General features: G+C 53.3%; 14 protein-coding genes. 7 read left to right on the forward strand and 7 right to left on the reverse strand.

Annotation, left to right across the window (positions count from 1 at the left end; all coding sequences use genetic code 11):
* Window position 1: 1 nt before the first annotated feature.
* From B5D63_RS24095 to B5D63_RS24130, 7 genes are all read right to left on the reverse strand, one after another.
* Window positions 2-802, reverse strand: coding sequence for an AraC family transcriptional regulator (locus B5D63_RS24095; protein ID WP_235021619.1), 801 nt, complete (start codon window positions 800-802; stop codon window positions 2-4).
* A gap of 51 nt (window positions 803-853) precedes the next feature.
* Window positions 854-2155: a spondin domain-containing protein gene (locus B5D63_RS24100; protein WP_078671436.1), complete on the reverse strand. Its 1302-nt coding sequence runs from the start codon at window positions 2153-2155 to the stop codon at window positions 854-856.
* A 151-nt stretch (window positions 2156-2306) separates the two neighbouring features.
* On the reverse strand, window positions 2307-5099 hold the full coding sequence (locus tag B5D63_RS24105) for a hypothetical protein (protein WP_078671437.1): 2793 nt from the start codon (window positions 5097-5099) through the stop codon (window positions 2307-2309).
* Window positions 5100-5139: 40 nt separating this feature from the next.
* A complete protein-coding gene (locus B5D63_RS24110) occupies window positions 5140-7305 on the reverse strand; it encodes a hypothetical protein (RefSeq protein WP_078671438.1) in 2166 nt (721 codons plus the stop codon).
* Between the two features lie 15 nt (window positions 7306-7320).
* Window positions 7321-8955: a HEAT repeat domain-containing protein gene (locus B5D63_RS24115; RefSeq protein ID WP_078671807.1), complete on the reverse strand. Its 1635-nt coding sequence runs from the start codon at window positions 8953-8955 to the stop codon at window positions 7321-7323.
* 29 nt (window positions 8956-8984) lie between these two features.
* Window positions 8985-9182, reverse strand: coding sequence for a hypothetical protein (locus B5D63_RS24120; RefSeq protein WP_078671439.1), 198 nt, complete (start codon window positions 9180-9182; stop codon window positions 8985-8987).
* Between the two features lie 198 nt (window positions 9183-9380).
* Window positions 9381-12515: a non-ribosomal peptide synthetase family protein gene (locus B5D63_RS24130; protein ID WP_078671441.1), complete on the reverse strand. Its 3135-nt coding sequence runs from the start codon at window positions 12513-12515 to the stop codon at window positions 9381-9383.
* An 889-nt stretch (window positions 12516-13404) separates the two neighbouring features.
* Here B5D63_RS24130 and B5D63_RS24135 point away from each other — a divergent pair.
* The 7 genes from B5D63_RS24135 to B5D63_RS24165 all read left to right on the forward strand — a co-directional run bounded on the left by B5D63_RS24135 (window position 13405) and on the right by B5D63_RS24165 (window position 23175).
* Window positions 13405-14301, forward strand: coding sequence for a phosphotransferase family protein (locus tag B5D63_RS24135; protein ID WP_078671442.1), 897 nt, complete (start codon window positions 13405-13407; stop codon window positions 14299-14301).
* 58 nt (window positions 14302-14359) lie between these two features.
* On the forward strand, window positions 14360-14944 hold the full coding sequence (locus tag B5D63_RS24140; RefSeq protein ID WP_078671443.1) for an RNA polymerase sigma factor: 585 nt from the start codon (window positions 14360-14362) through the stop codon (window positions 14942-14944).
* Between the two features lie 51 nt (window positions 14945-14995).
* On the forward strand, window positions 14996-15997 hold the full coding sequence (locus B5D63_RS24145) for a FecR domain-containing protein (protein WP_078671444.1): 1002 nt from the start codon (window positions 14996-14998) through the stop codon (window positions 15995-15997).
* Between the two features lie 39 nt (window positions 15998-16036).
* A complete protein-coding gene (locus B5D63_RS24150) occupies window positions 16037-19558 on the forward strand; it encodes a SusC/RagA family TonB-linked outer membrane protein (RefSeq protein WP_078671445.1) in 3522 nt (1173 codons plus the stop codon).
* An 18-nt stretch (window positions 19559-19576) separates the two neighbouring features.
* A complete protein-coding gene (locus B5D63_RS24155; protein ID WP_078671446.1) occupies window positions 19577-20938 on the forward strand; it encodes a RagB/SusD family nutrient uptake outer membrane protein in 1362 nt (453 codons plus the stop codon).
* Window positions 20939-21130: 192 nt separating this feature from the next.
* A complete protein-coding gene (locus tag B5D63_RS24160; protein ID WP_078671447.1) occupies window positions 21131-22366 on the forward strand; it encodes a thioredoxin family protein in 1236 nt (411 codons plus the stop codon).
* Window positions 22367-22449: 83 nt separating this feature from the next.
* A complete protein-coding gene (locus B5D63_RS24165; RefSeq protein WP_143313068.1) occupies window positions 22450-23175 on the forward strand; it encodes a hypothetical protein in 726 nt (241 codons plus the stop codon).

Here is a 23175-nt window from a genome sequence, read left to right on the forward strand (position 1 = left end):
GCTATTGTGGCAGGCTCTCTCTGTATCCGGAAATATTCACACCGGTGTACATTTTAAAGAACCGGCTGAAGTGCGCGGGGTTCTCAAATCCCAACTCATAGGCTATTTCCTTGGCGGTTTTATCCGTATAGTGGAGATATCGTTTGGCTTCCAGCACAATCCTGTTCTGGATTAGCCGGGAGGGGGCGGGTTGTTCCAGCAGGGCAAAGATATTGCTGAGCGTCTTGGCCGATTTGTTCAGTGCGTCGGCATAAAATTTTACACTATGTTCCTTTCTGAAGGAACATTCCAGCAGCAGCGAAAATTTTCGCACAATATCCATTTTCTCATCGGGGAACTGCAGGTAGCTCTCGCTCTGTTGCTTGGCAATACGGGTGGTTTTAATGATCAGGTATTTCAGTAACGTACGCAGCATTTCTCCCTGGAAACCATCTTTGGCAGGCCATTCCGCACAGAATGTCTGCTCCATGTACCGTATTTCGTCCTGCTGTGTTTTATTCAGCCTGATAAACATCGGGTGATGGATGCCATAGAACAGAAATCCCACACAGCCTACTTCTGCGTCATGGTCCACGATGCAGTAAAACTCGCGGTTAAATTGCCAGGCAATCAGCTGATCGGGCGCTTCAAACGTAAAATGTTGATTGGATACCAGCGGTAATATGGCAGCAGCAGGCATTTCATAGGCGATCTCGTCTATGGTTACCCGCTGCGCTTTACCTTTGTTGTAGACAAAAGTATTGATCGGCACGGTAGGCTTGTGCAGTCCCGCTCCTCTAAACCGGTCATTGTGAACGTGCATAATGAACCGTGCCGATGTTGCCTTTTCTTCGTATTCACATATCATATCTGTTTACTGAAGGGTTACCTTAATGATATTGGGTATTGCCGGCAGTGTGGTAAATGTATTGGGATTGGGGACCTCCATGATGTTTTTGTTTTCAGGTTGGGGAGTGCCGCCAAAGTTAGCCTGTGAGATACCGGCTCCCGGAAACTGATCGACAGCGGTGCCGTCGTCGAAAAGACCGACGGACCCGGAGATATCGCCTGTCTGGCTGGCGTCTGTACCATTCCCTTTGGAGGCAAAGAACCAGTCGTTGGATAAGCCATACATCGTAGCGATGGCTATTCTGTCGCCGGATGTGATACTCAGCTGCTGCGAAACCTTACCACCTGACTGTGTACCGGATTTGGGCAACAATACCGTCGTATTGGGCGCTGGCAACACATATACGTTTTTTACGCCTTTGACGGTTTTCAGGTAAGCCGCCAACTCGCCCGCATCCCCCGTCTGTGCCAGTTTTTTCAGTCCCTGCCCCCGGTCTTTTTCGCCTGTCTGATAAATCGGATTGTCAATGCCGTTGTATACCACCACCAATATAGGGGATAATGGCGTGAAAATACCGGTCTGCCCCTGGATATAATTTCCCAGTACGCTGTTATCGCCCATCTCGGCTATGTTGGTGAGCCCGTTGGCGCTGGGTTTGCCGGATTCATAAAGCGGGTTGGGACTCAACAGGTTGCCGCCCGCAGCATAAGAGACTGCCCACACTCCCGGACTGAAAGGCGTAGGATTGGAGGTGCCGCCGGAAGTGTTGGTGATCGTCAATGTAAAAATAGAGTTTCCGTTGTAATGAAGACTGGCCTTCATCAACGACGGCGCGGGAGCGTAGGTATTGCCCTGGCCGTCAGTACCGTTCACTTCAGTGATATTTTTGGCTGTTGTTTCCGCCGTTCCCGGATGCATAACAGACGCGCCGGGCGCCTGATTGATACGCGTACCGTTATCCCATAGCTTTATCTGAGCAGAAACATCTCCTTCTACCGGTGTGCCGTCGTCTTTGTATACTTTGATGCCAGGATTGTCCGGGGCGAAGAAAAGATCGTTGGACCATCCGTACATGGTGGCAAAAGAGACCGCCTGTCCTTTTCCTGCGGAAAACCGGATAGAGATGGATTCCCCCGGCATAATCACAGGTGAGCTACCGGTGTTCTTAAAAGTACCTGACTCCACCAGCGGTCGGGAATCCAGTACATTTTCGATGGTGATGGTGGGAGAAGAGGGCATATTCATATCGCCGTCGTCCTTATTGCAGGCGACTGCCAATAGGGATATACCTAAAAAAGATGCCCACACCGGTTGTTTGTTTTTCATACTGCTTTTTTTTATTAGGAATCAAAACAAAGGTAACCGGAGAGGCAGGGCATTTTGATATCTGATTTTCCCTGAGAGTTGACGAATTTTCCCGAGGTGGAGATAAAATAATAAACTGCGGCGGACCGGCTGTCTGCCGCAGTTTATTATTTTAAGCTGTACGAAATTTTTCTTCCAGCTGTTGTAACGTATTATTGATTACCGACAGTTGTTCTTTCACTTGCCGGGTATGCGGATATTGTGCCATCAGGTCTTTCAGCAGTTGATAACCTTCGGCCAGCTGACCGGCCTGCAAGGTTTTGGCGGCCTGCTGGAACAAGGCTGCGGCGGCTTCCTGGTCAGGATCGTACACCGGGAAGTTTTTGTAGGAAAATGCTTCCCACAGCTCTTCGCTCCATGGCCAGTGCTGATGCAGCAGGTCTTTGTTCATGCCTTTCAGTACCTGCGGGAACTGTTTATTTTTTACCACAGGGTCCAACTGATGCGTCAGCTGACATATGCCTGCATAGATGAGCGTGGCGGCATCGGCCAGTGCAGGCGGAATCGGCTGACTGTTGAGGCGGTTCACGTAGTCGTTCCATTTTTTCCAGAAGGTATACATCATACGGTCGCCCAGCGGATTGCGGGCGGTGAGCTGCTGATATCCTTTGAAAAGCAGCAGGAGGAACTGTTCCAGCTGCTGGTTGTCGCCGTATAACTGTTTCGCCCATACGCCGTTGCTATTGCGGAACAGGTGCTCCAACACAAGGTAGTGCAGGGTGGCGTTGTTATCTTCACCTGCCGGCAATTGGGAGAACAGCTGTGTGATCAGGTCTCCCGGCGCTATGGCAAATACCAGTTCAGCGATGGGCCATTGCGGGTAAGGGCATGTCCAGCCGCCGGCATATTCCCAGTCGTTGAAGGTCTGAATACGGCGTTTGGAATGTATCTGCGGCAGGCGGTATTGCATGAACCGTGTATATTGTTCGGGTGTAAAAAGGCGAAGCAGCCGTTCCCGGTATTCCAGGTCGATGAAGCCCACCTGTTCGAGGTATTTACGTACCACGTAGATGCCTTCCGTGTCCTGTGACGTGAGGATGTACCGGAGGCTGAGCGTCACCAGTTCGGGATTGACGAGCTTGCCCTGTTGCAGGATGCCGGTCACCTGCTGCAGCAGGCCGGAAGATTTGGGTGTTTGCAGCAGCATCCCGTACAGCGCGATGATCTCCGCTTTTTTGATGGTGCGGCTATTCCATGCGTCGTTGATCAGTCGCTGCGCTTCCATAAAGCTCTGCATGCCATTGTTTTTCATCATGGCATCTTTGAGCGTGGGCAGGAAAGCGCCGGTCTGATCGGTCTTTTCTGCGCCTTTCAACAGCCAGGTGGCGCCGGTGACAGACACTAAATAAGGAAGTTCTGCTCTTAGTGCAGGATGTTGATCGGCTAGTTGACCGATGAGCTGTACCCATTCATCCAGCGGCTGTTGCGGGTACCAGGCGATGTGCCGGTAGAGCGCCTGCAGCAGGGAAGGGGCCAGCTGGCTGAAATCAGCTTCCAGCGTTTTCAGTACGCGGTAGATGCGGTCCACCTCCCGGATATCTTTCGCCTGGTCCAGTAACAGGCCAAGGCTTTTGCGCAAATGAGGATCGTCGCTGTAGGAGAAGGTCTGCAGCCGCTCCATCACCTGTTGTTTGAGGGAGGTGGGATACCATTGTCCTTCCAGGACGTCGCAATACAGCTGCAGCAGCGTGGACTGGAAGCTGTTCTGGATGGTCACCTCACATGCGGCGGTGGCCAGCTGTATTTTCAGGTGATGGTCTGTTTCGGCAACGGCCAGTTCTACCAGCAGTCGGTCTGTTTCGGCCGCTTTACGGCCGGTTTGCAGGAGTGCCTGAACCATGGCGCTGCGCAGCGCTACCAGTGGCTCTTTGCGGATGGCTGCGGCCAGCACGGGTTCCATCTGTTCCTGCCAGGCGGCGAAACGCAGCGTGAGCAAAGGTAACGCGGCTTCTCTTACATACGGGTTGGCGTCTTCCAGTCCGCTGATGATCAGCTGTGGCAGCGCTGCCTGTTGTAATAGCCGGAGCAACCGGATCTTCAGACCTGCGGAAGGGGTGGTGGCGAACAACGCCACAAAGGAGTCCTGTAGTTCAGGATGGGCAGTGAGCCTGTCTGTCACGAGCGCCAGCAGGTCGGGAAGGTCCGGCAGCTGCTGTAACGCTTCGAATATATTTTTGAACAGCGCGGGGTCGACCTGCCGCGTACCCGCCAGCAGGCTGATAATGGCGGTACGCACGGGCAACGATGTTTCCACCGGTATCATGGCCGCCAGCTGTGATAATATATGCGCCGGCAACTGCGGCATCGCAGCGAGGAAACGCAAGGAGGAGAGCCGCAGTGACGTGGCTTCCAGCGGTCCGGTGAAATGTAATGCCATGTCCGCAGCGGCAGGCAACGGCAGTTGTGTTACCAATGCCAGCAGCGCTTCCCGGCAGGCTGCCGGCGCTTGCGGCAGGTAAACGCCTATCTTTTCGATGGTGGCGGTGGACTTACTGACGCTGTTTTGTAATCCTGTTATGCTGGCCAGCTGGATGTCTGTATCCAGGTCATGCGCCATGGTTTCGGCCAGCATCTCCTGTATTTCAGGGACGTGGGCGGCCAGCGCAGCCAGTGTGCTCACGGCCATATAACGCAGCGGACGCTCCGGATCGAGGCAGGCGATCAGTGCCAGCGTTGCTATATAAGCGGGATGTTCTGCTACACGGGCGCTGTCCAGCCCGCATAACTGTTGTAACATGGCCTGTTTTACGGCGGCGGTAGTCTCCGTCTGCACAGCACTGCACAGTTTCGTGATGCCTTCGGCTGCTTCCAGGAAAGGACGCAGCTGCGAGAGGGCCGTCAGCCGCTCTTCTGTACTGCGTTCTGTAGATAATAGTATATCGAATAGTAAGATTTCTTCTGACATATATTGTACGCTGAAGATGATGAAATAAAGTACCAGCCTGTTAATCGGCGAAACCGGGACCGTCTTCCCGGGGTGCAGGCGGCGGTGCGATGCTGCGCAGCAGGTCGTCGATATCTACACCGGCAGCGCGGCAGGCCCTTTGTAGTGCTTCTTTGAAGCTGCTGTCGGACAACATGCCCGGCAGTTGTGCTGCGTCTTTCAGCAGTGCCGGCACAGGTTCCCAGCTGTTGTTGGCTTCCAGGTATTGCAGGTACGGTACGGCGCCCGCAGCGGTGGTCTGTTGCAACAGATGCTGTCGGAAAACGTTTTCCAGCTGATCTTTCCATATGATACGCAGCAGTTCATCCAGCTGTATCATATTCAGATAGCGGCCTCTTTTTTCCAGCAGCTGCCACAGGCCTTCCCGCAGGTCCGCGCTGGCGGGGTTGCTCTTCAGCACCAACAGGTACCATTTGAATTTGGATTCGTTGCCCAGATCGGTGTGTAACAACTGGTTCAGGGCATAGCGGCTCATTTCATCGCTGACACCGGATTTGACGGAAAGGAACTGTAAAACTTCGATGTCGGTGACGCCGGATTGATACAGGCTGCCGCCGTTGGACGGATTGATAGCGGCGAACAGTATTTTGTCGGCCATCGTCGGATTGTCATCGTAGAAAAGCCATATATGCGGGAAAATACCGTTCAGGTCACCGGCTACTTCGGCTTTGTGCAGCCACTGTTCCCAGTTGACCTGCGCGCCGCCGTTATGTGCGATAGCTTTCTCCTGCACTTTGGTGGCGATACTTTGCAGCTCCCCGTCGTTGCTGTGGTCTGCCAGCTGACTGAACACCTGTACGGCTGCCGCCGGCAGCTGCGGGATACAACTGATTTTACGGGCGAGCAGCCGCTGTTGCCGGGGAGGCAGTTCCGGTTGCAATAACGCCGGCGCCGCAGCGGCGATGGTGCTGTTATTATCCGGTGTCAGCGGGAGATAGAGCATGGCTTGTACCGCCCAGCTTCTGATGGCGGCAGATGGTGCTTCCAGCGCGCGGAGATAAAACTGGTTCCAGCTTTCGCCGGTGTTCATAGCGCTGGTGATGGCTTTCAGGATCACCGCCTTGCAGGTATCGTGCTGTTCTTTTTCGTAAGCAGTCATGAACCGCTCCAGCAGCAATGGTTTTACAGGTACCAGCCGGCCGAGTATGTCGTAAATGGTGGCGGCCAGGTCAACGGCGATATCGCGGTCCAGCAGCTGCCAGAGCGCTTCGCTGAGCGCCTCGTTTTTTTCTGTATAGGGCGCCAGCAACTGCAGCAGTTGTAACGCCACAGGTATCTCTTTTTCTGTTTGCAGGCACAGTGCCAGATGTTCAATGGTGGCGGGCGTAAGCGTGAGGCTGTAAGCAAAAACAAACATAGCGGCCTGTCTTACGGCAGGATCGGGATCTTCCCGCAGCGCATGGAGGATGGTGTCCAGTACCTCGTTTTCACTGACGCCGTGTACGGCTAACAGCTGGATGCTTCCTCTGCGTATCGCCGGGTTTTTGTCTGAGCGTACCAGCCCGCAGAGTGCCGCGGGTAGTACGGTAGAGCGGTCAAAACAGAAACGCAGCACCATGTCCTTGATAACATCGGGCGTGGCTGGCTGTAGTTGTTGCGCTATCTGCTCAGGCGTCAGTTGATCACGTAACAGGAGGCGGTTGAGCAGCAGCAGTTTGTCATCGGTATCGGTGCTGTCCAGCAGGCTGTGATAGAACGAAAGGTCTGCTTCGGTGGCATGGACCGGTATCAGCAGCCAGGACAGGACCAGGCGGTTTACGTCGGCGTTGTGTTGTTGCCGGTAAAAAGCAATGAGCCGTTCCCTGGCAGGCGGGTAGGAGAGCGACAGCCTGCCCAGCAGCGGCAGGATGATATCCCGCGACTCGTCCTGTTGCAGCGCGTTGGCCAGCAGATCAGCGAAGGCCGCTTTGTCGGGAATCTGTTGCAGCCCTACGGCGGCGAGGCGTTGCAGCATATCAGCCTTCAGCTGTGTGTCTGTCTCCGCGGCAATGAGCGTTATCCATTGGCTGACCACAGCGGGATCATTCAGGTGATGCGCAGCAGTGGACAGCAGCGTGTATTTGTTGTCTGTATCGGAAAGCGGCACCATATTGAGCATCAGGAGCGCCTGTTCAGTGCCGGCGTTCCTGCGTTCGCGGATGGTGGCGATGGTTTGGCTAAGGTCCATATTGACGGTCTTTTATCAGGAAGTTTTTAACGTGCCGGGTTTCAGCCCGGACAGGGCGTTGGTCAGTGTCTCCTGCTGTTGTTCATCTAAAGAAAGTTTCAGGATGGCGTCCAGCGCTTTCTGCCTGGAAGCGGTGTCTATCAGTTCGTTTTTCACGACGTGAACAAGGACATCGAACTTTTTCTCCACGCCGGGACGCAGGTAACCGTCGAGGCAAAGGCGTACCAGCTCACGCTCGTTGTCATACAGCAGCACGTCTTCCAGCGCCGGTGGTATCTGCGGGTACAGTTCGGCCGCATTGGCGAGAATGCCGGCGCAGGTGACCCTGAAAGGCGATCCGGGTTCGGTGAGCTCGGCACAGAATATGTCCACCAGCTGCGGATGACGGGACACCGACAGGGCCTTGATCTGGTTGAACAGCACTTCGCGCAGCGCTTCATTGTGTTCCTGTGCGAACAGCTGCACCACGGGGTCCAGCATTTTTTCGAGGCTGATTTTTCCGATCAGCAGCTGCAGTATTTTCTGACGTTGGCCAGTGCCGGGCAGTCCTTTGATGCTCTGCAGCAGCAGCTGGCTGATGTTTTCATCACGGCCGGCGTAAGGCGCCAGCATATCGGTGAGCTGGTGAAATTCTTTATCGCTAAATACCCCGGGGTTGCCGGCAAAGGCTGTGGCGACTTTATTTCTGATGTCGGCGATGCGCATCACTGGTTTAAGCTGTTGCAGCAAGGTAAGCCGCACGCCTTCCGAGCGGTCGGATGCCAGCAGTGAGGCTATGCTGATCAATTGTTCGTTGGTGCGTTCGGGTTGTTCGCCCTGCAGCTGTAAAGCCTCGCTGCGGACGCCGGCGTCACCGTCATGGGAGGCGGTCCAGAGCAGTTGCAGCAGAATGGCCTCATTCCACGGTTTGATGCGTGTCAGCGCTGCCAGCGCTTCGTGACGGGCGTCTGTGTCATTATCGGTACGTAGTACCGGTATCAGCACGTCGGCATAGGCTGGTTCCAGCAGCCTTGCTGCCGCCAGCTTTTGCAGAATACGGAAACGGATACCGCGGTCGTTTTTTACATCGAGGTAGGGTTGCAGGCCGGCCACCATTTTTTCTGTCCACGAAGGACATTTCTCTGCGATCTCCACGGCCTGTAACTGTAATATCGTAGGGGCGTTCACGTTTTTGAGCAGTGCTGCCAGCGCAACGTCTTCCGTGATGGAGGGTAACGAGGACAGGGTATCCTGAACGGCTATACGCTCTTGTTCACTCAGTGTCTCCTGTCCGGACAGTTCCACGAAGAACACCGCCAGCCGCGGGTCCTGGTGGATACTATCCCGGAGCCGGTATAAGAGGGTGGTGCGGGTATCGCGGTCTTTCTCCTGCCGGTATACGTCCAGCAGCGCCTGGAACAAAGCACCGGTATCGGCAAATCGGGAGGTGTTCAGCGCGGAGAGGAAACGCAGCAGCTGGTCCCGCGTCTCTTTGTCTTTTGTGAGGGGCAGTACTTCCAGCAATGCGGTGGTCACTTCCGGTACATGCAGGTGCTGGGAAGCCATCTGGATGATCTGCGCTTTGATCACCTGCTCGGAATGAGGGCTGCCCAGTACTTTGCGGATAAGCCCGGGCAAGGCGTGCTCCGGGCGTTGGGTCGTATTTTCCATGCGGTCGTTTTTACGGTTTAAGAAAAGCATCAGCTGCCGCTGACGGCGTCAATTTTATCCAGCCGGACAAGCGTCTCCCGGCCTTCTTCCGTTCTCAGGGTTACACTTCCTGCGTCAATCCGGGACACGATACCCATGACTGAATGACAGGCAAAAAAAATACGGACGGGTAACTGTTCTTGTTTACTACTCTCGAGCATGACAAGGAATACATTCGGATCGGACATATGGTTAACATTTTTATATTGTTTCCCGGAGGGGTAAATATACGGGGTTTCCCGCAAAGACGCAAAGCTGTCACGCAAAGCCGTCACGCAAAGACGCTAAGCAGCGAAGGCGCAAAGGAGTATAAGAATTATAAGAAAGCAAAGGAGCGGAGATCAAATTTGATCTCCGCTCCTTTGCTTTCTTTGCCCGCTTATATTTTATTCTTCGTCTTCGCTGCTTAGCGTCTTTGCGTGATTTGCGAGCCCGAGGTACTGCAGGTATTTATCCAGCACGGCTTTATCAAACACCGGTTCGGGTATACCGGAACCCTGCATAAACTTATCTACGTTGTCGCGGTGCCATACATAGGTGTCCTGATAAAGTTCCACGGTGGAGAGGCCTTCGTGCATATTATCCCTGAAAAGGCTGGTGAGCGGGTACAGCCGGTTGGTGCTGTCGTCTTCCCACTGCTTGCGCCAGTCTTTGTAAGACAACGGTTTCAGGTTGAAACCATAGAGACTGATCAGGCGCTGGAAGAACTGCTCCAGCGTAAGATTGGTGTCCGGGGAGCAGATCAGGTTAAACTTCTGTCCGATGGCTTCCTGGTTTTTAGTGATATGCACAATGGCTTTCACCATGTAATCTACGGTAATGAGTCCTTCGCGCAGCTCGCGGAGGGTGGGGTAGGACGAATACTGTACACAGTTTTTCACCAGGCTGGCCCACCACTGGTAGGGGGCGCTGGCGCCGGACTGGCTGTGGCACATGGCGTAACCGAGGCGGTAGGTGATCAGCGGCACACCTGCTGCTGCTGCCAGGTCGGCCACCGCCTCCATCACCCATTTGCTTCTCACGTAGCCAATGTCTTTGCTTACCGCGAGCAGGTTTTGGGAGATGTCATCGCTCTCCTTCATGACAGTTTTATGGGTGAACACGTGACCCCAGCTGTACACCGAGATAGTGGACAGCAACGACAGGCACTTCATTTTACCGGTGGCAGCAAAACGAATGATCTCCCGCAGGCCGTCTACATTAGGTTTTTTCATGAAAGAATAAGGCTCAATAAAATTCACAGAGCTGCCGGAATGGTAGATCACCTCCACTTTGCCGGCCAGTTCCTGGTAGGCCTGGTCTGCAATGCCGAGGAACGGTTGCCCGAAATCGCCCACTACCGGCACGATACGATGCCGTGTGTTTTCCTGCACCGGGATATGATATGCAGCAAAGGCCTGATGGATTTTGTCGAGCGCATGATGCTCATCCCGTGCCCGTACAAGGCAGTATACGGTGGCGGCGGTATTGTCCAGCAGTTCCTGCAGGAGGTGGATCCCTACAAAACCGGTGGCGCCGGTGAGCAGCACGGCAGACTGACGCTGCAGTACGCTGGCGTCAAACGGTTGCCGGTATTGAATGTCGGGCAGCAGGTACGCATCCTGTTGCAGGGACACATAGGGTTCCACATCTTCTTCGGGGATGCCGGTTTCGCCTGTTTTGATCCTGTTGTCGATCATCGTGGCCAGTGTCCGCAGTTCGGGATACTGGTACAGGTCGCGCAGGTACATCTTCACCCCGAAACGGTCTTTTAATTTGGTCACTACAGTGGCCACCAGCAGCGAATCGCCGCCGATGTCGAAGAAGTTGTCGCTGTGGTGGATATATGGTCTTTCGAGGATATCCGACCATACTTCCGTGATGATACGTTCTGTTTCGCTCACGGGGCCGGCTGACTCCTGGTAGCTGCCTGTCGCCTGTGGAGAGAGTGCTGCCAGCGCAGCCTTGTCTACTTTGCCGTTGGCGTTTATGGGCAGTTCCCGGACCGCAATAAAGCGGGCCGGCACCATATAACCGGGTAGGTCCTGTTTCAACTGTTGCCTCGCCAGGGCGATACCTTGTTGTTCATTGGGATGGTCCTGTACGATAAAGGCCACCAGCTGTTTTTGCTGCCGGTTATTGTCTACCGTGATCACGGCGGCGGTTTTCACATGGGGGACCAGCAGCAGGGCGGCTTCTATTTCCCCCGGCTCCACGCGGAAGCCGCGGATCTTCACCTGGTTGTCGATACGGCCGAGGAACTGGATATCGCCATCCGGCAGGCGGCGTGCCAGATCGCCGGTGCGGTATAGCTTATGACCGGGAAGGAAAGGGTGCGGCACAAACTTGCTGTTGGTCAGCGCCGGATTTTTAAAGTAGCCCTGCGCGATGCCGATACCGCTGATACACAACTCACCTACGGCGCCGGGTACCAGCAGCTGAAGGTCGCGGTCGAGGATATAGGCCTGTGTATTGGCGATAGGCTTGCCGATGGTAGGAACGTACTGCCCGTTTACATCTGCCACCGGGCGATGGGTGGCGTACACGGTATATTCCGTAGGGCCGTAGTAGTCGATCAGCTGGTACGGCAGTCCGTTGGTCAGTACGGGTTTCATTTGTTCACCGCCGGAAAAGAGGTATTGCAGCGCCAGTCCTGGCGTCTGGCGGCTGAGCGCTATCAGCTCCGGCATCAGCACGGCGGGAGTGAAAGCATGCGTGAGCTGGTTTCTCCGGTAAAATTCCAGGAGCAGGCCGGCATGGGTCCTTTCCTCGTTGTCGGCGATAAAGAGGGCGCCTCCGGACAAGAGGGCCGACCAGCATTCCCATACAGAGATGTCGAATGCCAGTCCCGCTACGAGCGACAAACGACTGTTGCTGTTGACAGCATACTGTTGTTTGTGCCAGGTGATCAGGTGCTGGATGGACAGGTGGGTGATCATCACGCCTTTCGGTTGACCGGTAGAACCGGACGTGTAGATGATGTACGCCAGATCTGCCGGTGCCGGCATCTTAGCAGGCGCAGTAACGGGCTGGTCCTGGAGGATGGAGAGGCTGTCGAGGTACACTACGGCCGTGTTGTGCACCTGGAAGAGCCTGGAGCCGAGCGACAGCTGGGTGATGATTACTTTGGCCTCCACTTCTTCCAGGATGTAGGCTACTCTTTTACCGGGATAGACGGCGTCTACCGGGATGTAAGCCGCACCTGTTTTCAGGATGCCCAGTACTGCAATGACCCATTCGGCGCAGCGCTCCAGGTATACCGGTACGTAGCTACCAGTGGTGACGCCCTGCGCCAGCAGGTAATGCGCCAGCTGGTTGCTTTTCTCGTCCAGCTCCCGGTAGGTGAGCGTGTGGTCTTTGAACGATACGGCCAGGTTGCCGGGCGTGCGTTCCGCCTGTTGCCGGAACAGGGAGACCAGGGTTGCGTGGGAGTTGTAATCTTCCCACGCGCTGTGTGTCAATAAATCGGCAGGGTGTTGTGTGCCATCGGTTGCAACGGTATTTCGTTGCTGTCCGTGCGCATCGTGCAGGATCGCGTCCATAGGATTGTGGTTTAAATTGAGGGTGTAAAAAAGGAGTTTCTAAAGACTGGTCGTGTGTTGTGGTTTTAAAGTTCGGCAATAAAGAGGGCCGCCTGTCTGGTGTTGATAGTGACAGGACATACATGCTCACATGTCCGGTAATGGTGTGGTATGAAAGATCAGCAAAAAAGGTTCACTTGTTCTGTGGTGGATAGGTGTCTGTTTCATCGTGGATAGGTGTACGTTTAAAAATTAGCAAAAAGGTTTTCACATCGTAAAATAAATCGCGAATAGGTCAATGAAAGATCAGCAAAAAAGGTGTTCACATGTGCGGCGAGGGCCGGCTAAAGATTAAGAAATTAGGAAAAAGATTTTCTAAAGATATGCGGTTATTCGAAAAAATATACGAACAGGGAAAAGATTTGGATTGGCTACTTGTCGAAAAAAATGGTTACGGTGCTTTCCGGGTTCGAATGAGCAGTAAATTAGTTCCGGTCAACTGAAATACGACCGCAGTGAAAAAAAATGAATGATTGTAATCTAACAGGCTCATAATAAATCTCCTGTATGCCAGACCGGTACAGTTTGCAACGGGGGGCTTCCAGCGGTACCCGCTGGCAGACAGCAGTAAAAAGCGGGGGTGCGGGCATCGGGGATAAAAGGTATGACACCTTATTGGGTGTCATCGGCAGGCCTTCATTGGGTAAAATCCGGCAAGGCTGGCGCCGACGAAAAAGCGGATATTTTTGCCCGGTTGTTGTTGGAGAGCGCGTAGGGCAGCAAGCGGAGGAGCGGCCCTTACATGCTGAGGATGCTGAAGTTTTTTAGGAAGATCATACATTTAATAAAAACTTAAGCGGGGTGGATTGAACCAGTCAGCTTTCCTCTTGTTGTGTTAAAAAAGACGTACATGCGAAAACCGATCGTAGACATTGATCAACTGACAGCCGCGGTGATCAGTCATTATGGGAAGATTGACCATATGGAGCCGGTGCAGGACGGCATGGAATCTTTTGCCTTCCGGCTGGTCATCTCCGGGAAAAAATATGTGCTCCGCGTGAATCATCGGGTGGAAGGTTTTGAAAAAGACGATTTCGTCAACCGGCACCTGGCTGGTCCGGGGTTGCCGGTACCGGAGATAGAAGCCATTGGTTTGTTGGAGAGTGGCATCGCCTGGTGCTTGTCAGCCCTGGCGCCGGGCGTAACATTACAGGACCTGCCCGCAGCTTATCTGCCGGCGGTGACGGCGCCATTGGCCGCTGTCATGCAGGCGATGGCGGCGGCTCCGCTGGACAAAGTGACCGGCTTCGGTCCTTTTAACTCCCGGGGCGAAGGGCAGTATGCCAGTTGGAAGGCTTATTTGGAAAGCATTTGCGGGGACACGACCTACGACTGGCCCACCGCCGGCAAACGAGTGCCGATGAAACGCATCCGGCCTTTGCAGGAGCTGCTATTGCTGGCTATACGGGACATCCCTGAAGTACGGCAGCTGGTGCATGGTGATTTTGGTTCGAACAATGTGCTGACAGACGGGCACGTGATCACCGGCGTGATTGACTGGTCGGAAGCTATGGCGGGCGACAGCCTGTATGATATGGCCAATATTTTTTTCTGGCGCACCTGGTTGAATTGTATGGAACAGCAGGCGCGTTATTTCGAAGCACAGGGAATTGATAAAACGCGGCTGGCCGCTTACCAGTTGCGCATCGGTCTGGAAGAAGTATATCAGACGGCCGTCACCGGCGACATGGACGATATGGACTGGGCGCTGGTACGATGTGAACACCTGGCAGGTATCGCCCGCTGAATTGGGCGGCAAAAAAAATTCGTGTAATATTGTAACTTCATCGGTTTTCCTATTTGACATGCAAGACAAAGAACTTTGGTCCTGGTACAAATCCGGAGAAATCAGTGGCCTGGAAGGGTTGTATAATGCCTATTATATACCGCTTACCAACTATGGATTTAAATTCACGGAGGACAAATCATTTATTGAAGAGAGCATACAGGACCTCTTTCTGAAATTGTGGCGCAACAGGGATTCCATTGCCACTCCGCAGGTGGTGAAACAATACCTGCTTTTATCCTTCCGGCGCATCTTGCTGCGCAAATTGGAATACAGCCCATCCCGGCTGGAGGAAGCGTTTTCCGGAGAACATATTCCTTTTTATTTGGAACTGTCTTATGAGCATCCCCTGATCAGAGCAGAGCGTGCAGCGGAGTTGAAGAAAAAGGTTGATGCCTTAATGGATACGCTGACCCACCGCCAGCGGGAGGCTATCTTCCTCAAATACTACGAAGATCTGTCATATGAAGAGATTGCAGAGATCCTGCAAATCAACACAGGCGGCACCTACAAACTGGTTTACCGCGCATTGGAGCGCCTGAGAGAACAATTCGGCGACTTCTCCCTTCTGGTACTGTTATACCTGCTGCAACGCCGCTACTAAAAATTTTTTCAAATTTTTTTTTTGAAAATGGGATAATCCGGATGTCCTGTTGTGTCTTATGAGGTAATGAACAAAGACTATCGTGATTATCGGATGGAGGATTTCCTGGCGGACGAGTATTTTATCCGCTGGGTGAAGTTCCCCGACGCGGCAGCTAACGCTTTCTGGCAGCAGCTCTCCGCCGACGTGCCGGAGAAAGCCCCGCTGATACGGGAAGCCCGGGAGGTGGTGTATGCCCTGTCTACACCAGTGCTGGTAAAAAATGACCCTGCCCGCGAAAAGATATGGCAGGCGGTGCTGGACAATATTCAACAGACACCGGTGCGCCCCCTGCGGCGTTATCGCCGGCTATGGCTGGCAGCGGCCTCCGTGCTTTTACTGCTGGCGCTGGGCGCCACCTGGTATTTTACTTCCTCCATTACTGTCAGTACCGGTTATGGAGAAACCCGGGAGGTGATTTTGCCCGATCATTCTACCGTGATGCTAAACGCCCATTCCACGGCTACCTACGCCCGCAGCTGGCCCGTCACCGGCAAGAGGGAAGTAATGCTGGATGGAGAAGCCTTCTTCGATGTAAAACATACCGGCGATACTTTCCGTGTGCAAGCCGGGCCTGCACGTGTTACAGTGCTGGGCACCGCCTTCAATGTAAGACACCGGCAGGATATGATCGCCGTGGTGCTGCAACGGGGACTTGTACGCATCGACATGCCGGATGGTGAAGCAGTGCCCGCTTTCCTGCAGCCGGGGGAAGGATGGTCTTATTCCCATCAGCAGCCGCCGGTAGTCATGCAGGCTGTCGATACTTCCGCCGCCACCGCCTGGACGCGGCATGAACTCCTGCTGAATGCCACCAAGGTGAAGGAAGTCATCCACCTGCTCAAGGATAATTACGGCTATACGGTAATATTGGAAGACAGCACTATCGGCGAACGCGAAATTAAAGGAAGGATACCTATGCAAAGGGAGAAAGATCTCCTGTTCGTATTGTCCAGGATTCTGGATGTAGACATTCAACAGAAAAACGATACGCTTTTATTCACTACGAAGTAGTGATCGATTATTTATCAACCAAAAACCAACCAAACATCAATGATGACGAGAGCACAGTTGCGCAAAACTGCGGCGATGGTATGTTCATTCCTGTTCAGTATGCAGCTTGCGCATGCACAGATGAAAACGATGCCGGTCAGTGCAGCGCTGAAGGAAATTACCCGCCTCTATGGTACCAGCTTTGTGTATGAGAACAACCTGTTGGACAAAGTGACCACCACGGTGGATACGGGCGCTTTCCGTGGTAAAACGGTGGAAGCCGTGCTGAAAGAGGTGTTATACCAACGGGGATACCTCTTTCTGTATGTTAACGACAACACCTATACGATTATCAGGGATGTACGCCGGAAAGCTGCACCGGTCCCTGTTGCAGGTCCCGTTGCTGATGCAGACAATGACGGCGCAGCCGCAGACCCGTTGCTGGTCCGCGGCCGGGTGACAAATGAAAACGGTAACCCTTTGCCCGGCGTAACCATCAAACCCGCTTCGGGCCGGGCCGGCGCTTTTACCGACGCTAACGGTTCCTATATCGTTCGTTTGTCAAAGCCGGGTGAAATGGTGGTTTTCACCTTTATCGGTTACCGTATGCAGGCCGCCGCCGGTAAACCACGCCTCAATGTGGTATTACAATCAGACAACATCCAGCTGAAACAGGTGGAAGTATCTACCGGCTACCAGACCATTGCCAAAGAAAGAGCTACCGGCTCTTTCTCCCAGATACAGGAGAAAGATATGGAACGCAAGATCACCACCAACGTGGTCGACAAAATGGAAGGCATGGTGAGCGGTTTGCTGGTGACCAACAATCCGCCGGGTACCGATGGCCGCCCGTCTAAAAACCCGGTGTTCTCCATCCGCGGGCGGAATACCTTCAAAGCGCAGCAGGACCCGCTGATCGTGATCGACGGTTTCCCGTATGAAGGGGAGCTGTCTATGATCAACCCGGAAGACATCGCACGGATCACTTTCCTGAAAGACGCTGCCGCGGCCTCTATCTGGGGCGTGCGTGCGGCCAACGGCGTGGTGGTGATTGAAACGCAAAAGGGAAAACAACAACGCCGGCAGATCACTTTCTCCACCAACTTCACAGTGGGAGGTCGGCCCGACCTGGGTTACCGCCCGGTGGCCAGTTCAGCCGATTACCTCGACTTTGAAAGTGAAGCAGTGCGTAAAAACCTCATTCCCGATCCGAACGGTCGCACGCTGCCCGCTGTGAGCGCCGGCGCTGATATTTTCTACCGCTACAAACGCGGGGAAATCACTGAAGCGCAACGCGACGCGCTGGTAGCGCAACTGGCAGGCTACGACTATAAATCACAGTACCAGCAGTACCTGCTGCAACGCCAGCAAATACAACAGTACAACCTCTCTATGAGCGGCGGCAGTGATTTTGCGCAATACTTTGTTTCCGGCTCCATCAGCGATGAACTGCCGGTCGCCAAAGGGAACCGCAATACCAGGGTGACCATCAACTCCACCAACAGCTTCCGGCTGCATAAAAATCTGGATGCTAACCTGGGTATCATGGCCGTCATGAATACCGCCAAAAACAACGGTCCGGGCCTGTCTCCGCTGGAACCGGGCATCAATACGCTGCTGCCCTATGACCGGATCGTAGATGATAACGGCAAAGCCATCCAGTATGCCCGCGCTTTCAACGGCCGTGCGCTCGATTCCCTGCAACGCCTCGGTTACCTGCCGTGGAGATACGATTACCTGGCTGAACTGGCGAATGCAGACAACACCAGCCGCAATAACCTTTACCGGATCAACGCGGGTTTTAACTACCGTATTATCCCCGGACTGTCGGCCACGCTGAGCGGCCTCTATGAGCGCTCTTTCCAGCGCACCCGCAACTATTACAGTCCCGATACCTACATCGCCAGAAATACCGTTAATAACGCTACATCCACCGTGGCCGGCAATCCCGCCTCCCTGGTGTACGGGCTGCCCAGGGGCGGTATCCTGAACATCGCCAATGCAGAAATGGAGCATTACGATGTACGCGGTCAACTGAACCTGAACCGCCAGTTCGGAAAACGGCACAGGATAGATGCCGTGGCCGGCAGCGAAATACGGCAGGTATGGACCTCCAGCGCTTCCAGCCGCCTGTATGGCTACGATGATCAGACGCTGGCCTCTATGCCGGTGAACTATGATACTTATTATAAGACAGCCGTTTCCGGTAATCAGATCAAGCCGTCTATTCCTAATAGCCTGGGCGATATGAGGGACAGGTTCATGTCCTGGTACACCAACGCCAACTACACTTACAACAACCGCTATGTGTTCTCCGGCAGCGCCAGGCTGGACGATTCCAACCTTTTTGGCGCCAATGATAAATACCGCGCCACCCCACTATGGTCATTGGGAGGTATGTGGAAACTGGGAGAAGAGGATTTTATGCAGCTGGCTTTCCTTAACCGCCTCAATCTGCGTGTTACCTATGGCGTGAATGGCAACGTGGATAAAACGACCAGCCCGTTCCTGATTGCCGCAGTATCATCCTATCCGGGATATTATAACGGTCAGCCTTACGCCACGATCAGTAATCCGGCCAACCCACTGTTGCGCTGGGAGAAAACCAAAACCTTCAACGTGGGCGCTGACCTCTCTTTCTGGAATAGCCGCCTGGACGTAACGCTGGACGTATACCGCAAATACTGTTACGACCTGCTGGGCCCTGCGGAGTTTAATGCCACCTATGGTTTTACCACGCTGACCGTCAACACGGCGGAACTGCGTAACAACGGGGTGGATCTTAATGTCACCGCGGCAGTGATACAACGGAAAAATTTTTCGTGGAAAGCAAACATGAATTTCGGTTACAACGAAAACAAAGTGGTGTCTTCCAACCTGCAGCGGGAGAACGTGACGTACTACAGTAACAGCGGCACCGGCTCCAACCCGGTGAAAGGCAAACCAATTGAAGGCATCTACAGCTACCGTTATGGCGGCCTTGACAGCATCGGCAGACCCATCGTATTGTCCGGCGACGGCAAACGGAACCTGGCGAACGCAGATATTTCCGCCGATCTGTCTACGCTCACTTACAGCGGTACCACCGTGCCGCGGTTCTTTGGCGGGTTGACGAACATCGTCCGTTACAAGCAGCTGGAACTTTCATTCCTCATCACCTATAAGATGGGGTATGTATTCCGTCGCCCTACCGTGGATTACTTCAGCTATTTCACGCAGAAGTCTATCCACAGCGACGTGGCAGAACGCTGGCGGAAGCCGGGCGATGAAGCACGTACAGACGTGCCCGTAGTACCTGCTACCGGTGTCAACTATACGAACACCTGGTATCCGAAATCAGACAGGCTGATAGAAAGCGGTGCGCATATCCGCTTAAGGGAAGTAGCATTGACGTATGACCTGCCGTCGCAGGTGCTGCGCCCGTTGCATATGCAGCGACTATCGCTCATGGCTTATGGCCGCAACCTGGCGCTGTGGACCAAAAACAAGGCGGGCATTGATCCGGACTATATTCCCGGCGCCTACTATTCCCTGCTGCCGCCGGCACGGTCTTTTGCCATTGGCCTGAAAACAACTTTTTAATCTTAAAAATGTAGCCTGATGTTTCGCACTTTGATATATGCCGCCGCTTTGATGACCCTCGCCGGTTGTGGCAGGGACTATCTCGATATAAAACCCAAGGGAAAGGTAATCCCTTCTACGTATAAGGATTACCGTTTGCTGATGAATAACTCCAACGACCTGGTGAGTTCCTACGGAGCAGATGAAATGGCGTCTGACAACGTGGAATATTACGAACAGCAGGGGCTGGACTACCTGGGCACCGCTACCTTCCGGATACATACCTGGCAGGACGATGTCTGGATGTCTACCGACAACGATGCTCAATGGAGTAACCTGTATAAACAGGTGTACCTGGCTAATGTGGTGGTGGAAGGAATGAAGACGGTGACCGACGGTGCTGAAAAAGAACGCAACCAGCTGGTGGGAGAGGCGCTGGTACACAGGGCTTTCGCTTATCTGTCGCTTGTGAACCTGTACGCTGTACAGTATGATGCCTCCTCCGCCGCGTCTGACAAAGGCGTACCGCTGTTGCTGGCACCCACTACCGATGCCAAATTGAACCGAGCCTCTGTAAAAGCGGTCTACGACCAGTTGCTGGCTGATCTCAGTCAGGCAGCATCTCTGCTGGGCATCACCAGCACCAGTGCCTATGAGCCTACGCTGGCTGCCGCCTACGCGCTGCAAGCCCGTGCTTATCTGCTCAGAGGGGAGTACTCCGAAGCGCTGAAAGCAGCAACCAAAACGCTGGAGATCAAAAACAAGCTGACCGACTATAACACGGCGGTGGCGGACCCCCGCAACACCTTCCCGGAGAACAGGAGCAATCCTGAAACGATCCTGATGAAGACGGTTTCCAACAGCTACGCCTGGTTCTCCCTGAGCAAGGATTTACAGGCGGAGTTCAAAGATTCGCTGATCGATCTGCGGTATAAAATACTGTTTACCACGACCACCGATCCATTTAAGGGACACCTCTACTACTATGGTGAGTTCCTGTCGTTCGACGCAAGGCTGGTAGGACCAACGGTACCGGAGATGTACCTGGTCCGCGCAGAATGTAACGCCCGCCTCAATAACGTGGCGGCTGCCATACAGGACCTGGACCTCCTGCGAAAAATGCGTATAGCGACAGCTGCCTACGTGCCATCTGCGGCCGCCACGTCGGAAGAAGCGCTGCGGCTGGTGCTGTCCGAACGCCGGCGGGAGCTGTGTTTCAAAGGCCACCGATTGTTTGATATGAAACGATTGAATAAAGACCCGCGTTTTGCAAAAACAGTCACGCATACTTATAATGGTCAGACCTACACGTTGAAGCCTAACGACTACCACTATGTGTTTCCTGTTGCGCCGAAGCTGATACAACTGAACCCGGAGCTGGAGCCTAATGAAAGAAAATAGCTAACCACGAAGAAAACGGCGGACCTCCTGACAGGGGCCGCCGTCCTGTCTGAAAGCTGTCCCGCTGCGGAACATACACGCCACCGGGACCGTCTTTTGAACCGCTGGTAAAAAAACGGCGGCGCCAGGGATGGTGATATACGGGAAGACATTTAATTTGTAAATGTAAAAACCAAACCAACACATTAACGTATGATGAAAAAATTATTATTAATGCTGGTCAGCTGCCTGCCGTTGGCAGTACTGGCACAGGAAAAGGGTATTCACTTTGAGCATGAGCTCAGCTGGAAGGATATCCGGGCCAAGGCGAAAAAAGAAGGCAAGTTTATTTTTATGGATTGTTACACCACCTGGTGCGGCCCCTGTAAAATGATGAGCCGCGATATTTTCCCGCAGCAGATGGTCGGCGACTTCTTCAATGACAAATTTATTTCGGTAAAAGTGCAGATGGACAAAACCGCCAAGGACGATGATGCCGTGAAAAGCTGGTATAACGATGCCGACGCCATTGCCAAAGAATATAACGTGATGGCCTATCCGACGTTTTTGTATTTCGCTCCCGACGGGAGACTGGTGCACCTGGTGGTAGGCAGCGACAGCGCCGCCGCTTTTATTGCGGCTTCCGCGAAGGCACTGAAGCCGGAAACCCAGTACTACACCCGTATGGAAGTGATGGCCAAAAATGCGGGCAATCAACCGGATACGCTGAAACGACTGGCAGAAGAAGCCATGGAGATGTATGACGGCCGCTACTCCGCCCTGTTTGCCAGCCGTTATCTCCGCGCAGTACCAAGTGTATATACAACGGAAACGCTGCAGTTCCTGGATAAGTTTACCCATAGCAGCAGGGACACCGGTTTTGTTATCTTCCGGAAAAATCCGGCTAAAGTCAATCAGGTAATGGGGGCCAAGTATGCAGAAAAGAAAGTGGAACAGATCATCTTCGGAGAAGAAATCTATGCCAACCTGAAAGAAGGTATCACGCCCGATTTTAAGGTGATAGAAACGAAGCTGCAAAAGAAATATCCCGATCTCTCCCGTAAGCTGATAGATAAGTTCAGACTACAGTTCTACCAGGGCAAAGACTATGATCAGTTTGAAAAGGCGGTGAAAGGATACATCAGACAATATGATAAACAACTGGACCCTTCCGATCTGAGCAGCTTTGCCCGTACGGTAGCCCGTAAGGCTAAAGATACCGCTATGTTACGCACTGCACTTGCATGGAGCGAGCGCGCCGTAAAAGAGAACCCGGGCCCGGACGCTGTGAGCGTGCAAGCGATGCTGGTATACCGGTTAGGCGATACGGCAACGGCTATCCGCTTGCAGGAAGGCGTTATTAGTGAGCTTGCCGCAAAGGAGAAAAAATTTCAGAAGGAATATCAGGAGAAAGTGCTTGATAAGATGAAAAAAGGAGAAAGCCTCTGATAAAGTGAGCGTGGAACATTGTCTTGCCGGTATTTCATTTTAATAGGTTATCATTACGTTGTAAGTAACTAATTTATTAACGAATGAAACATTGTTTTTTCACGGTAGCCCTGATCACATTGCTAAGTTGTAACCAGCATCCGGCAACTACATCTTCACTGCCGGCAGACACCACAGATAGTATGACCAAAGATTCGATACGACTGGCAGCCGGTGAATACCGGCTGCTTCCTTCGTTAATCAGCCACTTGACAGAAAAAGAAACAGGGATCAATGATCCCGTCCGGAATGTACAGGAGCAGGACGATTTTTGTAGCCAGGCTCCGCTGATGGACGGTGGTTCGTGGCAGCAGGCAGATAAAGCCTACAGGGAATACGTCCGTCAGCACGCAGACCACCAATACATCAACGTGTTCCGGCAATATGGCGCCTATATCATTTTGGTGAAGCTGCACCTGCTGGCGGCATCTACGCCGGAAGCACCGGAGAATATCGCCTTTTATGCAGACGAACTGATAACATCCAATAGTATCAATGCAGCCCTGATCTCTTCTGCCCTTCGCCAGTTAGAAGCACATGGTTTTTCAGCAACAAAAATCCGGGAACTGGCTGTTAGCGCCGAAAAACAATTGCAGAACAACAGCGGCTACGCCGCTTTGAAAAAGAGCCTGCAGCAGTCCGTAAACCAGGCTATATCTGCGACCAGAGATCCTAAATACGCAGCTGACGACGAAAATATGATCAGGGTGTACCGGCTTACACAAGAAGGCGAAGCAACCATCCATGCTTTAGCGGCAGCCAGACAGTAG

The sequence above is a fragment of the Chitinophaga eiseniae genome (genome assembly GCF_900167135.1).
GTDB classification, from domain to species: Bacteria; Bacteroidota; Bacteroidia; order Chitinophagales; family Chitinophagaceae; genus Chitinophaga; species Chitinophaga eiseniae.

Excerpts from the sequence above, each read along its gene's own strand:
- B5D63_RS24130 (WP_078671441.1), bottom strand. The coding sequence starts at position 12,515 with ATGGACGCGATCCTGCACGATGCGCACGGACAGCAACGAAATACCGTT.
- B5D63_RS24140 (WP_078671443.1), top strand. The coding sequence starts at position 14,360 with ATGCAAGACAAAGAACTTTGGTCCTGGTACAAATCCGGAGAAATCAGT.
- B5D63_RS24100 (WP_078671436.1), bottom strand. The coding sequence starts at position 2,155 with ATGAAAAACAAACAACCGGTGTGGGCATCTTTTTTAGGTATATCCCTA.
- B5D63_RS24165 (WP_143313068.1), top strand. The coding sequence starts at position 22,450 with ATGAAACATTGTTTTTTCACGGTAGCCCTGATCACATTGCTAAGTTGT.
- B5D63_RS24160 (WP_078671447.1), top strand. The coding sequence starts at position 21,131 with ATGATGAAAAAATTATTATTAATGCTGGTCAGCTGCCTGCCGTTGGCA.
- B5D63_RS24155 (WP_078671446.1), top strand. The coding sequence starts at position 19,577 with ATGTTTCGCACTTTGATATATGCCGCCGCTTTGATGACCCTCGCCGGT.
- B5D63_RS24110 (WP_078671438.1), bottom strand. The coding sequence starts at position 7,305 with ATGGACCTTAGCCAAACCATCGCCACCATCCGCGAACGCAGGAACGCC.
- B5D63_RS24135 (WP_078671442.1), top strand. The coding sequence starts at position 13,405 with ATGCGAAAACCGATCGTAGACATTGATCAACTGACAGCCGCGGTGATC.
- B5D63_RS24120 (WP_078671439.1), bottom strand. The coding sequence starts at position 9,182 with ATGTCCGATCCGAATGTATTCCTTGTCATGCTCGAGAGTAGTAAACAA.
- B5D63_RS24115 (WP_078671807.1), bottom strand. The coding sequence starts at position 8,955 with ATGGAAAATACGACCCAACGCCCGGAGCACGCCTTGCCCGGGCTTATC.
- B5D63_RS24095 (WP_235021619.1), bottom strand. The coding sequence starts at position 802 with ATGCACGTTCACAATGACCGGTTTAGAGGAGCGGGACTGCACAAGCCT.
- B5D63_RS24150 (WP_078671445.1), top strand. The coding sequence starts at position 16,037 with ATGATGACGAGAGCACAGTTGCGCAAAACTGCGGCGATGGTATGTTCA.
- B5D63_RS24105 (WP_078671437.1), bottom strand. The coding sequence starts at position 5,099 with ATGTCAGAAGAAATCTTACTATTCGATATACTATTATCTACAGAACGC.